Origin of the sequence: Pararhizobium sp. (assembly GCF_035497515.1) — a bacterium.
In the GTDB taxonomy this organism is placed as follows: domain Bacteria; phylum Pseudomonadota; class Alphaproteobacteria; order Rhizobiales; family Rhizobiaceae; genus Pararhizobium.
In genome coordinates, this window is record NZ_DATJDJ010000242.1 from 1 (window position 1) to 13,774 (window position 13,774).

Here is a 13,774-nt window from a genome sequence, read left to right on the forward strand (position 1 = left end):
CTGAGAAGCGGCTATGCGCTTGCCCGGCCGGGCAGGCTTGAAACAGATTGAGGGCGTCGGCCGGGTTGACCGGTCCGCCGAATGGGAAATGGCAATTGCCAGATTGCCCAGGGAAGACGAAAAAGGCACCGATCATGGGTCTGCAGGCTCTTTTTTTCTATCTTTTTTCATTCGTCGCGGTCGCGTCGGCGTTCATGGTCATTTCTGCGCGCAACCCGGTTTACTCCGTGCTGTTCCTGATCCTGACCTTCTTCAATTCGGCCGGCCTGTTCCTTCTGACGGGCGCCGAGTTCCTCGCAATGATCCTGCTGGTGGTTTATATCGGCGCGGTCGCCGTTCTCTTCCTCTTCGTGGTGATGATGCTCGACATCGATTTCACGCAATTGAGGGCAGGGGTGCTTGAATATGCACCGGTTGGCGCGCTGATCGGGCTCATTCTGGCGGCGGAACTCGTCATCGTCGTCGGCGGCAGCAGCTTCTCGCCGGAAATCGCCAAGACGATCTCCATGCCGATCCCGGCCGTGGCGGATCGCACGAACACGGCAGCGCTGGGTGACGTGCTCTATACGCATTACGTCTATTTCTTCCAGATCGCGGGCCTGGTGTTGCTGGTCGCCATGATCGGCGCGATCGTGCTGACTTTGCGCCACCGCGAAAACATCAAGCGCCAGGATATTACGCAACAGGTTGCCCGGACGCCGAAAACCGCTGTCGAAGTGGTCAAGGTCAAGTCGGGGCAGGGCCTTTAAGACGGACGGGGTCAAGGAACATCATCATGGAAATCGGTATTTCCCACTATCTGACCGTCAGCGCCATCCTGTTCACACTGGGCGTCTTCGGCATCTTCCTCAACCGGAAGAACGTCATCGTCATCCTGATGTCGATCGAGCTCATCCTGCTTGCGGTGAACATCAACATGGTCGCCTTCTCGTCGTTCCTGAACGACATCACCGGCCAGGTGTTCGCCCTGTTCATTCTGACCGTCGCGGCTGCGGAAGCCGCTATCGGGCTTGCAATTCTCGTCGTCTTCTACCGCAACCGCGGCTCCATCGCCGTGGAAGACGTCAACATGATGAAGGGCTGATCGGGCTATGAATACGATTATTCAAGCTGTCGTTTTCCTGCCGCTGATCGGCTTCCTGATCGCGGGCCTGTTCGGCACGTCGATCGGCGCCAAGGCTTCGGAATACGTCACCAGCGGTTTCATGATCATTGTCGCGGTCCTGTCCTGGATCGTCTTCTTCAACATCGCGCTTGGCGAGACGGAGATGGTCAAGGTCACCGTGATGCGCTGGATCCAGTCTGGCAGCTTCGACGCCGAATGGGCGTTCCGCGTCGACACGCTGACGGCGGTGATGTTCGTCGTCGTCAACACGGTGTCGTGCCTCGTTCACATCTATTCGATCGGCTACATGCATCACGATCCGCATCGGCCGCGCTTCTTTGCCTATCTGTCGCTGTTCACATTCGCCATGCTGATGCTGATCACCTCCGACAACCTGCTGCAGATGTTCTTCGGCTGGGAAGGCGTGGGCCTGGCCTCCTATCTGCTGATCGGCTTCTGGTACAAGAAGCCGTCGGCATCGGCCGCCGCCATGAAGGCGTTCATCGTCAACCGCGTCGGCGACTTCGGTTTCGCGCTCGGCATCTTCGGTGTGTTCGTACTGTTCGGCTCGATCAGCTTTGAAACGATCTTCGCCGCTGCCTCGAGCTACCTGCCGGCTGAAGGCGCTGCCGAAGGTGGCGAAGCTGTCATCAACCTCTTCGGCATGCATCTCGACAAGGCCGATGCGATTACCGCCATCTGCCTGCTGCTCTTCATGGGCGCGATGGGCAAGTCGGCGCAGTTCCTGCTGCACACCTGGCTGCCGGACGCCATGGAAGGCCCGACGCCCGTGTCGGCGCTCATCCATGCCGCAACCATGGTCACCGCCGGCGTCTTCCTCGTCGCCCGCATGTCGCCGCTGTTCGAACTGTCGCACACCGCCCTGATGGTCGTGACCATCGTTGGCGCGGTCACCGCCTTCTTCGCGGCGACGGTCGGTCTCGTCCAGAACGACATCAAGCGCGTCATCGCCTATTCGACCTGTTCCCAGCTCGGCTACATGTTCGTGGCGCTTGGCGTCGGTGCGTATGGTGCCGGTATCTTCCACCTGTTCACGCATGCCTTCTTCAAGGCCCTGCTGTTCCTTTGCGCCGGCTCGGTCATCCATGCCGTCGATGGCGAGCAGGACATGCGCTACATGGGTGGTCTGCGCAAGCACATCAAATGGACGTATCTGATGATGATGATCGGCACGCTGGCCATCACCGGCGTCGGCATTCCGTTCTCGGGTATCGGTCTCGCTGGCTTCATCTCGAAGGACATCATCATCGAGTCCGCCTATGCAGCGCATTCGCCGGTCGCGGGTTTTGCCTTCACGCTGCTCGTCATCGCCGCCTGCTTCACCAGCTTCTATTCCTGGCGCCTGATCTTCATGACTTTCTACGGCAAGCCGCGCGCTTCCCATGACGTCATGCATCACGTCCATGAATCGCCGATGGTCATGCTGGTGCCACTGTTCATTCTTGGCATTGGTGCGGTTGCCGCCGGTATGGTGTTCGAAGGTGATTTCTTCGGCCATCACTATGCCGAGTTCTGGCAGGGTGCGCTGTACATGGGACCGGAAAACGAGATCCTGGAGCATTTCCACCACGTTCCGGCCCTGGTTGCCCTGAGCCCGTTCATCGCCATGGTCCTCGGTTTTGTCACGGCCTGGTACATGTATATCCGCTCGCCCGAAACGCCGAAGTATCTGGCCGAGCAGCATCGTGGCCTCTATCAGTTCCTGCTCAACAAGTGGTACTTCGACGAACTCTACGACTTCCTGTTCGTTCGCCCGGCCAAGCGCATCGGAACTTTCCTCTGGAAGGAAGGTGACGGTCGCGTCATCGACGGCTACGGCCCGAACGGCATTGCCGCCCGTGTCATGGACGTGACCGATCGCGTTGTTCGCCTGCAGACCGGTTACCTCTATCACTACGCCTTCGTGATGCTGATCGGCATCGCGGCGCTCGTTACCTGGATGATGCTCGGGAGCTCCTTCTGATGACCGATTGGCCCATTCTCTCCGCGGTCACCTTCCTGCCGCTCGTCGGCGTTGTCCTTCTGCTGCTCACGCGGGAAGACAGCGTTTCCGGTCGCCGTAACATCCTCAACATCTCGCTTTTGACCACGATCGTCACGTTCATCGTCTCGGCGTGGATCTGGTGGAATTTCGACAAGTCGAACCCCGGCTTCCAGATGGTCGAGAAGCATGCCTGGCTCGGCACCGGCATTTCCTATCATCTCGGTGTCGACGGCATTTCGGTGCTGTTCGTCGTGCTGTCGGCCTTCCTCATGCCGTTCTGCATTCTGGCCAGCTGGGTCACGGTTGAAAAGCGCCTGAAGTCCTACATGATCGCCTTCCTTCTCCTGGAAGTGTTCATGATCGGCGTCTTCGTGTCGCTGGACATCGTGCTGTTCTACGTCTTCTTCGAAGCCGGCCTCATTCCGATGTTCATCATCATCGGCGTCTGGGGTGGCAAGGACCGCGTCTACGCATCCTACAAGTTCTTCCTCTACACGCTGCTCGGCTCGGTGCTGATGCTGCTCGCCATCATGGCGATGTATTGGCAGGCCGGAACGACGGATATCGCCGAGCTGCTGGCCTATCAGTTCCCGCGCCAGATGCAGACCTGGCTCTGGCTTGCCTTCTTCGCCTCGTTCGCGGTGAAGATGCCGATGTGGCCGGTCCATACCTGGCTTCCGGACGCGCACGTTCAGGCCCCGACGGCAGGTTCCGTCATCCTGGCCGGCGTTCTCCTGAAGCTCGGCGGTTACGGCTTCCTGCGCTTCTCGCTGCCGATGTTCCCGCTGGCATCCGACTATTTCGCGCCCTTCGTCTTCACGCTGTCCGTGGTCGCGATCATCTACACCTCGCTGGTGGCGATGATGCAGTCCGACATCAAGAAGCTGATCGCCTATTCCTCGGTCGCCCATATGGGTTACGTGACGATGGGGATCTTCGCGGCCAATACGCAAGGGGTCCAGGGCGCGATCTTCCAGATGCTGTCGCACGGCCTTGTGTCCGGCGCGCTCTTCCTTTGCGTCGGCGTGGTCTATGACCGCACCCATACCCGCGAGATCAGCGCTTATGGCGGTCTCGTCAACAACATGCCGAAATACGCGGTCGCCTTGATGATCTTCACGATGGCCAATGTCGGTCTTCCCGGCACGTCGGGCTTCGTCGGCGAAATCACCGTGCTGCTCGGCGTCTTCCGTGCCAATACATGGGTTGCCTTCTTCGCGACGACCGGCGTTATCCTGTCTGCCTGTTATGCTCTCTGGCTTTACCGCCGGGTTATTTTCGGCGCACTGGACAAGGACAGCCTGAAGTCGTTGCTCGACCTTTCGGGGCGTGAAAAAGCCCTGCTTTATCCGCTGATCGTGCTCACCATCTTCTTCGGCGTCTATCCGGCTCCGGTATTCGATGCGACGGCTGCTTCGGTGGACGTACTGGTAAACAATTACACTGCGGCCGTGCAGGCAGCGCATGATGTTGCGCTTTCGGCGGAATGATGACGGGACGGGATCGAAATGACTGCTGATACATTCCTCGCAAGCCTGCATCTGTCGACGCCGGAACTCATTCTTGCGGTCGGTGCCCTGTTGCTGCTGATGATCGGTGTCTTCTCGAGCGAGAAATCGTCCGGGATGGTCACCGGCTTGGCCGTTATCCTGCTTGCCGTTGCCGGGGCGTTCGTCTGGCAGACCGGCGATGGCCAGGCCTATAACGGTGCCTTCCTGTCGGATGCCTTCGGCCGGTTCATGAAGATCCTGACGCTGATCGGCTCGATCGTCGCGCTGATCATGTCGGCCGGCGAAGCGCGCTCCGCCGGTATCAACCGTTTCGAGTTTCCGGTGTTGATCGTCCTTGCGACGCTCGGCATGCTGCTGATGATTTCGGCCAACGACCTGATCTCGGTCTATCTGGCGCTCGAACTCCAGTCCCTGGCGCTCTATGTCGTCGCTGCGATGCACCGTGACAATCTCCGCTCGACGGAAGCCGGCCTGAAATATTTCGTTCTCGGCGCCCTGTCGTCGGGCATGCTGCTCTACGGCATGTCGCTGGTCTACGGCTTCACCGGCCATACCGGGTTTGAAGGCATTGCCGCGGCGCTTTCGGCGGAGACCCGCTCGCTCGGCCTCGTCTTCGGCCTGGTCTTCATTCTCGCTGGCGTGGCGTTCAAGATCTCGGCCGTGCCGTTCCACATGTGGACGCCTGATGTCTATGAGGGCGCGCCGACACCGGTGACCGCCTTCTTCGCGGCCGCACCGAAAGTGGCTGCCATGGCCATGCTGATCCGCCTGGTGATCGCGCCGTTCCAGCCGATCATGCACGACTGGCAGCAGGTGATCGTGTTCATCTCGATCGCCTCGATGCTGCTCGGTTCGTTCGCCGCCATCGGCCAGACCAACATCAAGCGACTGATGGCGTACTCTTCGATCGGTCACATGGGCTACGCGCTGGTCGGCATTTCGGCCGGTTCGATGGCCGGTATTCGCGGCGTGCTGATTTATATGCTGGTTTATATGGTCATGACGCTCGGCACCTTTGCCTGCATCATGGCGATGAAGCGCAAGGACGGAAACCACGTCGAGAATGTCGACGATCTCACCGGCCTGTCGCAGACCAATCCGCTGATGGCGACCGTGCTGACGGTGATGATGTTCTCGCTGGCCGGCATCCCACCGCTCGCAGGTTTCTTCGCCAAGTATTTCGTGTTCATGGCGGCGATCGAGGCGCATCTCTATGCGTTGGCGATCATCGGTGTCCTGGCCTCCGTCGTTGGCGCCTACTACTACCTGCGCGTCGTCAAGCTGATGTGGTTCGATGATCCGAAGGGCGAATTTGCCCGTCCGTCCGGTGTGCTGCGGCTCGTCTATGGCCTGTCTGGTCTGTTCGTGCTGGCCTATGTCCTGGTCGGCGGCTGGATCGGTACCGCGGCGGAAGTCGCTGCCCGGACCTTCTTTTGACCGGAGGGGGCCGGATCAGGCTCGATGACATCAGACACACCGTGCTTGGTGATGTCGGATCGACGAATACGGAATGCCTGAACCGTGCCCGCGCCGGCGATCCGGGTTTGCACTGGGTCACGGCGACAAGGCAGATTGCCGGTCGGGGACGTCGGGGCAGGTCCTGGACGTCGGAAGCCGGCAATCTCTACGCGTCGCTGCTGCTGATTGATCCGGCACCGATGGAGAAGTTGCATTCGCTGCCGCTCGCCGTTGCCGTCGCGGTGCAAAACGCTATCCAGTCGGTCATGCCGCCGGGTTCGGAGCCGGTGATGATCAAATGGCCGAACGATATTCTGATTGAAGGCAAGAAGTGCTGCGGTATCCTGCTTGAGGGCGAAGGCCTGCCGAATGGCCATCACGCTCTTGTCATCGGTATCGGCATCAATGTGGCTTTGACACCGGACCACGGACTTTATCCTGTCACGAGTTTGCATGCGCAGGGGGTATCCGTTTCGCCCGATGACCTGTTTGCCCGTCTGTTCGTCAGCATGGCAGACGCCCTGCAGGTCTGGAACCGTGGCGAAGGCATTGCCAGCATCATCGCACAATGGCGCTCCGCCGCTGGCGGCATCGGACAAAAGATTACCGTCAACCTGCCGGATCGCTCGCTTTCCGGACGGTTCGAAGGCATAGATGAAGACGGCCGACTGATGCTCGATCTCGGAGCAGGCATGATTCAGCGCATCGCCGCCGGCGATGTATTTTTTGGATAAAAAGGCGCAATCTTTCAATGAGCAAACAAGACGAACTCGTCTTCCTGCCGCTGGGCGGGGTTGGGGAAATCGGCATGAACCTGGCCCTTTACGGCTATGGCGCACCGTCCCACCGCCAGTGGATCATGGTTGATTGCGGCGTGACCTTCCCGGGGCTCGATCTGCCCGGCGTCGATCTGGTGCTTCCCGACATCCGGTTCCTGGCTGAAGAGCGCAAGAACCTGAAGGGCATCATCATCACCCATGCCCACGAAGATCATTACGGGGCGCTCGCCGATCTGTGGCCCGGCCTCAACGTGCCGGTCTATGCATCGCCGTTTACCGCCGGCATGCTGGAAGCCAAGCGCAGCTATGAGCGCAGCCGCGCCGAAGTGCCGATCACCATCTTCAAGGAAGGCGACCGCATCAATGTCGGTCCGTTCGAAATCGAAGCGGTCGGCGTCAACCATTCGATCCCCGAGCCGATGTCGCTGGTCATCCGCACGCCGCTCGGCAATGTCGTCCATACCGGCGACTGGAAGATCGACCATGCGCCGTCGCTCGGGCCGTTCACGGACGAAGCGCGCTTTCGCGCCATTGGCGACGAGGGCGTGCTGGCGCTGATGTGCGACAGCACCAATGCGATGCGCGACGGCGTCTCGCCCTCCGAAGAGGAAGTGTCCGCCAGCCTCACGAAAATCATCGAGGAAGCCGAGGGGCGCGTGGCGATCACCACCTTCTCCTCGAATGTCGGCCGTATCCGCTCGATTGCCAAGGCTTCGACCGCCGCCGGACGCGAGGTCCTGTTGCTCGGCAGTTCGATGAAGCGCGTCTGCGATGTCGCGCGCGACGTTGGTCTCATGGAAGGCTTGAATCCGTTTATCGCTGAAGATGAATTCGGCTATATCCCGCGTGACAAGGTCGTCGTCGTCCTGACCGGCAGCCAGGGTGAATCCCGCGCCGCCCTTGCCAAGATCTCCCGCGACGAAATGCGCAATGTCGCCTTGACGGCCGGTGATACCGTCGTGTTTTCCTCGCGCGCCATTCCCGGCAACGAGAAGGCGATCAATGACATCAAGAACGGTCTGGTCGAGCAGGGCATCCATATCGTCACCGACAACGAGGCGCTCGTTCACGTTTCCGGCCATCCCCGTCGCAACGAACTGCAGCAGATGTATGCCTGGACGCGGCCGCAGATGCTCGTGCCTGTGCATGGAGAGGCGGCTCACCTGACCGCGCAGGCGGAACTCGGCCTGCAGTCCGGCATCAAGACCGTTCCAAGGGTGCGCAACGGCGACATCCTGCGGCTGGCGCCCGGCCCCGCGACCGTCATCGGCGAAGCGCCGCACGGCCGCATCTACAAGGACGGCAGCCTGATCGGCGATTTCGAGGAAATGGGCATCGGCGAACGCCGCAAGCTCTCCTTTGCCGGTCATGTCTCGGTCAATGTCGTTCTTGATTCGCGCTACGATTTCGCGGCGGACCCGATCGTTGTTCCGATCGGCCTGCCGGAGTTCGATGACGAGGGCGAGGACATGAACGACACGCTCTACGATGCCGTGCTCGGCGCTGTCGAAAGCATTCCGCGTGGCAAGCGCAAGGATCTGGCGATGGTGACGGAAGCCGTGCGCCGCGCGATCCGCAGCACCGCCAACGAGGTCTGGGGCAAGAAGCCGGTCGTCACGGTGTTCATCAACAAGCTTTGATGCTGCCCGGCGCCCGCTGGCCATGCGGCGGGCGTTGTAACAGTTGAACATGCAGTAGGAAACGACAGCGCGAAAGGCAATCCATGCTCGGACGTGTCAATCACATCGCTCTTGCCGTGCCGGATCTCGAAGCGGCGGCTGACCGTTATCGTTCGATGCTCGGCGCCTCGGTGACGGAACCCGACGCTTTGCCGGGGCATGGCGTGCGGGTTGTGTTCGTCACGCTCGACAACACCAAGGTCGAACTGCTGGAACCTCTCGGTGAAGACTCGCCGATTGCTGCCTTTCTCGTCAAGAACCCGTCCGGCGGCATGCACCATATCTGCTATGAGGTTGCCGATATCCTGGCGGCTCGCGACAGCCTGGTCGCCGCCGGGGGCAGGGTGCTCGGCAGTGGGGAACCGAAGATCGGCGCTCATGGCAAGCCTGTGCTTTTCCTGCATCCGAAGGATTTCTTCGGAACGCTGATCGAACTGGAACAGGTGTGACAGATAGGCGCGTTTGTTCGACGCGCGTGAAAGGTCTATAAGGCCGCATGTTACCGAAGAACTGTTCACTCAGTCTTCATTGCGAGAAAACAAGATGCCGCTTTTTTCCGTCTTTGCGATCTATTTTATCATCTGGTGGCTATCGCTGTTCATCGTCTTGCCGATCGGTCTGAGGACTCAGGCCGAGGAGAACGAGGTGGTGCCCGGCAGTGTGGAAAGCGCACCCGCGCACTTCCGGCCTCTGAAGATATTCTTGGCGACGTCGGTGCTGGCGGCGATCATCCATTTGGCCTGGTACATCGCTTCCGTCCGCCTGGGCTACGGCATCGACGCTATCCCGGACTTTGCCCCGAAATTCTATTGATCGAAATGGATGTTTCATTTGCGACGTCCGTTGACCTGATGGCGACGGCTTCCGCAGAGTCAGCTTCCAGCGCTGATATACGTGCCACATATTTGACACGATTAGGGAGTGCAGACGGTTCTGCACGTGATTTGCCCGGAAAAATGTCAAAAAAAAACAAGGCCAGAAGCCTTGTTCTCTAAAGTATCGCGTGATCCTTATCCGTTTCCGGTGGCTGCGCATAAAGCGCGCCTAAGATCTTATCCTCCCAAGACTTGACCGCGAAATCGACAAGAATTTAATCTCCCTGCTTCTTTTCTGGGCCGAAACTAGCCCAAAGAACAGGCAATGTCATCCCATATTTTTGCATTTTTGCTACAGTAGCATAAAATTATTAAGTTGACTTCATATTCGTGTTTCCTGTTATTAGCGTGCCTTTTTGACGCAGATGCGCGGGTCGTCGCGATGTTCTTCCCTGCGGGCGCAGTACGGTCGTCAGCCAGTCCCGCCTATCCGGAGATGACGGGTTTTCTTCCTCCTCCGAAGCGTCTATGAACGCCTGTGCGCGATGTTCCTGCCGGTGGAATCAATCGGTCGGTCCGTCGCGGCAAGCAGTCAAACGGCAGTGCCCGGTTTGCGCGTCCATAGGTCGCGCGGGGCCTGCAAGCTCAACCTTATTTCGCCCGAATCCAGCGATAGTGCGAAGTGCTTCAAGTTCCGGAACCCGTTCATGCGCCTGTCCCGCTTTTTCATGCCCATTCTGAAGGAAAACCCGAAGGAAGCGGAGATCGTCTCGCATCGGCTGATGCTGCGGGCCGGCATGGTGCGCCAGCAATCGGCCGGCATCTACACCTGGCTGCCGCTGGGCAAGCGGGTTCTCGACAAGGTCAATGCGATCATCCGCGAGGAACAGAACCGGGCCGGCGCCATCGAGCTGCTGATGCCGACGCTGCAATCGGCCGAGCTCTGGCAGGAAAGCGGCCGCTACGATGCCTATGGCAAGGAAATGCTGAGGATCAAGGACCGGCAGGACCGGCCGATGCTCTATGGTCCGACCAATGAGGAGATGATCACCGATGTGTTCCGCTCCTATGTCAAGAGCTACAAGGACCTGCCGCTCAACCTCTATCATATCCAGCTGAAATTCCGCGACGAGATCCGGCCGCGTTTCGGCACCATGCGCTCGCGCGAATTCCTGATGAAGGATGCCTATTCCTTCGACCTCGACCGGGAAGGCGCGGTCGATTCCTACAACCGCATGTTCGCCGCCTATCTGCGGACCTTCTCGCGCATGGGCCTGCGCGCCATTCCGATGCGTGCCGATACCGGCCCGATCGGCGGTGACCTCAGCCATGAATTCATCATCCTGGCCGATACCGGTGAATCGGAAGTCTTCTGCCACAAGGATTTCCTGGATTTCGACATTCCCGCGGAAGACACGAATTTCTGGGATGCGGCCGCGATGAAGGCGATTTTCGACAAATGGACGTCGCTCTATGCGGCGACCTCGGAAATGCACGACGAGGCTGCGTTCAACGCAGTCGATGCGACATCCCGCGTTTCGGCACGCGGCATCGAGGTCGGGCATATCTTCTATTTCGGCACCAAATATTCCGAAGCCATGGGCGCCAAGGTGCAAGGCCCCGATGGCAAGGAGCATACGGTGCATATGGGCTCCTACGGCATCGGTCCGACCCGGCTCGTGCCGGCGATCATCGAGGCGTCGCATGATGAGAACGGCATCATCTGGCCGGCCTCGATCACGCCTTTCGATGCGGTGGTGATCAACATGAAGACGGGCGACGACGCCTGCGATGCGGCCTGCGAAACCATCTATGCGGCCCTCGACAAGGCCGGCCTCGATCCGCTCTATGACGACAAGGACGACCGTGCCGGCACCAAGTTCGCCACCGCCGACCTGATCGGCGTGCCGGTGCAGGTGATCGCCGGCCCGCGTTCGGTGGCCAGCGGCGAGGTTGAACTCAAGGACCGCAAGACCGGTGCCCGCGAAACAATGACCGTCGAGGCCGCCATCAACAAGCTGACCGCCTCGAAATAAGGGATAGGCCATGAGCGCCGCGACGAAGGACCAGGACAAGACAGCGGCCGCCCAGCCGCCAGCGAGCCGCCCGTTTTCCATCTTCGAACGGATGGTGGCCTGGCGCTATCTGCGCTCGCGCCGCAAGGAAGCGTTCATCTCGGTGATCGCCGGCTTTTCCTTCATCGGCATCATGCTGGGCGTGGCGACGCTGATCATCGTCATGGCGGTGATGAATGGCTTTCGCACCGAGCTTATCTCGCGCATCCTTGGCATCAACGGCCATATGATCGTCCAGCCGCTCGACGGCCCGCTCGACAATTACGCCGACCTCGCCACCCGGTTTTCCGGCGTCAAAGGCGTCACCATGGCGATCCCGATGATCGAGGGGCAGACGCTTGCCTCCGGTCCGGGAGGGGCAGGGACCGGGGCACTGGTGCGCGGCGTGCGCGCCGAGGACCTCGCCAAGATGAAGTCGATCTCCGATCACATCCAGTCCGGCGATCTCGTCGGTTTTGCCGCCGGCAGCGGCGTGGCGATCGGTTCGCGCATGGCCGAGCAGCTGGGCATCACCGCCGGCGGCACGATCACGCTGGTGGCGCCGGAGGGCGACGTGACGCCGATGGGCGTCAATCCGCGGGTCAAGTCCTACACCGTCTCGGCGATCTTCGAGATCGGCATGTCGGAATATGATGCCACCATCATCTTCATGCCGCTCGAGGAAGCGCAGCTTTATTTCAATGCGCCAGGCATCGCCCAGTCGATCGAGCTCTTCGTTGCCAATCCCGATCTCGTTGACGAGCTTCGCCAGCCGGTGGAGGATGCAGCCGGCCGGCAGGTCCTGATCAGCGACTGGCGCGACCGCAACAAGACCTTCTTCTCGGCCCTCCAGGTGGAGCGCAACGTCATGTTCATGATCCTGACGCTGATCGTGCTGGTGGCGGCGCTCAATATCGTCTCGGGCCTCATCATGCTGGTGAAGGACAAGGGCAGTGATATCGCCATCCTGCGCACCATGGGCGCCAGTTCCGGCGCCATCATGCGCATCTTCTTCATGACCGGGGCGGCGATCGGCATTGTCGGAACGCTCGCCGGCGTCCTTCTCGGCGTCATCGTCTGTCTCAATGTCGAATCCATCCGCCAGTTCTTCTCCTGGATTTCCGGTACGACGATCTTCAATCCCGAACTCTATTTTCTCAGCCAGCTTCCGGCCGACATGAACCTGGGCGAAACCGTCTCGGTCATCGCCATGGCCATCGGCCTGTCGTTTCTCGCCACGATCTTCCCGGCCTGGCGCGCCTCGCGCCTCGATCCGGTTCAGGCTCTGCGCTACGAATAACCAAGGAATACAGACACGATGAATGCGCGCGTGGCACTGCAGCTTTCCGGCGTCGAACGCCACTACAACCAGGGCGATGAGACCCTGTCGATCCTGAAAGGGGCCGACTTCAAGCTGCATGGCGGCCAGACGGTGGCGCTGGTGGCGCCGTCCGGCACCGGCAAGTCGACGCTCCTGCATCTGGCGGGTCTGCTCGAGCGGCCGGATGCGGGCGAGGTGCTGATCAACGGCCAGTCCTGCGGCGCGCTCGGCGACGAGCAGCGCACGGCAATCCGCCGCAACGAGATCGGCTTCGTCTACCAGTTCCACCATCTCCTGCCGGAATTCACCGCCATCGAGAACATCATGATGCCGCAGCTGATCGCCGGCCTCAACAAGGCCGAGGCGCGCGAACGGGCCGCAGCGCTCCTCGATTACATGCGTATCGGCCATCGCGCCGAACACCGCCCCTCGGAACTGTCGGGCGGCGAACAGCAGCGCGTCGCCATCGCAAGGGCGGTGGCCAATGCGCCGCTGGTCCTGCTTGCCGACGAGCCGACGGGAAATCTCGATCCGGAAACGGCCGGCTATGTTTTCGAGGCGCTGGAGGCGCTGGTGCGTCAGTCCGGCCTTGCGGCGATGATCGCCACCCACAATTACGAACTCGCCTCGCGCATGGACCGCCGCGTCACCATCGAGGACGGCAAGGTCGTCGAACTCTAGGTGCTCTAGGCAGAACGGGCGACCACAGCCGATGGTTGCCCCGTCTAGCCGTTGCCGCAGGCCGTCTGGCCGCGGTCATCCGACCAGTCCCGCAAAAGCACGGTTTCGCCCTTGGCGGCCGGCTTGCCCTCTGCCGTCCCCTTGCCTGTCAGCACGTTGAAGTCGCAGTCCGACTGGTTGTCGGGATCGAGCGTGTCGTAGGAGGTATAGGTGTAGCCGGCGACGACGAAATCGGAGTTGCGATAGGCGACGGTCAGCTTCTGCTCCCATCGGTCGCGACCGATGGCGTCATTGTGCGAGGTGATCAGGAGCGAGCCGTTGGGACGTGCGGTCAGGAAGGGGCGCTGACCGGCGATGCCCAGATTC

General features: G+C 60.5%; 12 protein-coding genes and 1 pseudogene. 12 read left to right on the forward strand and 1 reads right to left on the reverse strand.

Translation table 11 applies throughout. The features are described 5' to 3' along the window. The first annotated feature begins 134 nt into the window (after positions 1-134). The 12 genes from VL202_RS25240 (at position 135) to VL202_RS25295 (ending at position 13,408) form a co-directional block, all read left to right on the forward strand. Entirely contained in the window at positions 135-749 is a 615-nt protein-coding gene (locus VL202_RS25240) for an NADH-quinone oxidoreductase subunit J (RefSeq protein ID WP_325466809.1), read from the forward strand. A gap of 26 nt (positions 750-775) precedes the next feature. Then, positions 776-1,084, forward strand: a complete 309-nt coding sequence (gene nuoK / locus VL202_RS25245) for an NADH-quinone oxidoreductase subunit NuoK (RefSeq protein WP_209601116.1) — start codon at positions 776-778, stop codon at positions 1,082-1,084. A 7-nt stretch (positions 1,085-1,091) separates the two neighbouring features. Next, positions 1,092-3,089: an NADH-quinone oxidoreductase subunit L gene (gene nuoL / locus VL202_RS25250; protein WP_325466810.1), complete on the forward strand. Its 1,998-nt coding sequence runs from the start codon at positions 1,092-1,094 to the stop codon at positions 3,087-3,089. Further along, positions 3,089-4,600: an NADH-quinone oxidoreductase subunit M gene (locus tag VL202_RS25255; protein WP_325466811.1), complete on the forward strand. Its 1,512-nt coding sequence runs from the start codon at positions 3,089-3,091 to the stop codon at positions 4,598-4,600. Before nuoL ends, VL202_RS25255 begins: the two co-directional genes overlap by 1 nt. A gap of 18 nt (positions 4,601-4,618) precedes the next feature. Further along, positions 4,619-6,058, forward strand: coding sequence for an NADH-quinone oxidoreductase subunit NuoN (nuoN, locus tag VL202_RS25260; protein WP_325466812.1), 1,440 nt, complete (start codon positions 4,619-4,621; stop codon positions 6,056-6,058). After that, on the forward strand, positions 6,055-6,813 hold the full coding sequence (locus VL202_RS25265) for a biotin--[acetyl-CoA-carboxylase] ligase (RefSeq protein ID WP_325466813.1): 759 nt from the start codon (positions 6,055-6,057) through the stop codon (positions 6,811-6,813). Before nuoN ends, VL202_RS25265 begins: the two co-directional genes overlap by 4 nt. Before the next feature lie 17 nt (positions 6,814-6,830). Then, positions 6,831-8,498, forward strand: coding sequence for a ribonuclease J (locus VL202_RS25270; protein WP_325466814.1), 1,668 nt, complete (start codon positions 6,831-6,833; stop codon positions 8,496-8,498). 83 nt (positions 8,499-8,581) lie between these two features. Next, positions 8,582-8,986, forward strand: a complete 405-nt coding sequence (gene mce / locus VL202_RS25275; RefSeq protein WP_325466815.1) for a methylmalonyl-CoA epimerase — start codon at positions 8,582-8,584, stop codon at positions 8,984-8,986. Positions 8,987-9,080: 94 nt separating this feature from the next. Then, positions 9,081-9,350 carry a DUF1467 family protein gene (locus VL202_RS25280; RefSeq protein ID WP_325466819.1) on the forward strand — a complete coding sequence of 90 codons (270 nt, stop codon included), beginning with the start codon at positions 9,081-9,083 and terminating at the stop codon, positions 9,348-9,350. A gap of 709 nt (positions 9,351-10,059) precedes the next feature. Further along, positions 10,060-11,388: a proline--tRNA ligase gene (proS, locus tag VL202_RS25285; RefSeq protein ID WP_325466816.1), complete on the forward strand. Its 1,329-nt coding sequence runs from the start codon at positions 10,060-10,062 to the stop codon at positions 11,386-11,388. A gap of 10 nt (positions 11,389-11,398) precedes the next feature. After that, positions 11,399-12,706 (forward strand): lipoprotein-releasing ABC transporter permease subunit, encoded by a 1,308-nt coding sequence (locus VL202_RS25290; protein ID WP_325466817.1) that lies wholly within the window; start codon positions 11,399-11,401, stop codon positions 12,704-12,706. Between the two features lie 18 nt (positions 12,707-12,724). Beyond that, on the forward strand, positions 12,725-13,408 hold the full coding sequence (locus VL202_RS25295; protein ID WP_325466818.1) for an ABC transporter ATP-binding protein: 684 nt from the start codon (positions 12,725-12,727) through the stop codon (positions 13,406-13,408). 44 nt (positions 13,409-13,452) lie between these two features. Here the strand turns inward: VL202_RS25295 and VL202_RS25300 are convergent. Further along, positions 13,453-13,774, reverse strand: a pseudogene (locus tag VL202_RS25300) (hypothetical protein); the annotation flags it as partial.

Coding starts and splice junctions, on each gene's coding strand:
- proS (WP_325466816.1), top strand. CDS start 10,060: ATGCGCCTGTCCCGCTTTTTCATGCCCATTCTGAAGGAAAACCCGAAG.
- VL202_RS25290 (WP_325466817.1), top strand. CDS start 11,399: ATGAGCGCCGCGACGAAGGACCAGGACAAGACAGCGGCCGCCCAGCCG.
- VL202_RS25255 (WP_325466811.1), top strand. CDS start 3,089: ATGACCGATTGGCCCATTCTCTCCGCGGTCACCTTCCTGCCGCTCGTC.
- nuoL (WP_325466810.1), top strand. CDS start 1,092: ATGAATACGATTATTCAAGCTGTCGTTTTCCTGCCGCTGATCGGCTTC.
- VL202_RS25270 (WP_325466814.1), top strand. CDS start 6,831: ATGAGCAAACAAGACGAACTCGTCTTCCTGCCGCTGGGCGGGGTTGGG.
- VL202_RS25295 (WP_325466818.1), top strand. CDS start 12,725: ATGAATGCGCGCGTGGCACTGCAGCTTTCCGGCGTCGAACGCCACTAC.
- VL202_RS25280 (WP_325466819.1), top strand. CDS start 9,081: ATGCCGCTTTTTTCCGTCTTTGCGATCTATTTTATCATCTGGTGGCTA.
- nuoK (WP_209601116.1), top strand. CDS start 776: ATGGAAATCGGTATTTCCCACTATCTGACCGTCAGCGCCATCCTGTTC.
- nuoN (WP_325466812.1), top strand. CDS start 4,619: ATGACTGCTGATACATTCCTCGCAAGCCTGCATCTGTCGACGCCGGAA.
- mce (WP_325466815.1), top strand. CDS start 8,582: ATGCTCGGACGTGTCAATCACATCGCTCTTGCCGTGCCGGATCTCGAA.
- VL202_RS25240 (WP_325466809.1), top strand. CDS start 135: ATGGGTCTGCAGGCTCTTTTTTTCTATCTTTTTTCATTCGTCGCGGTC.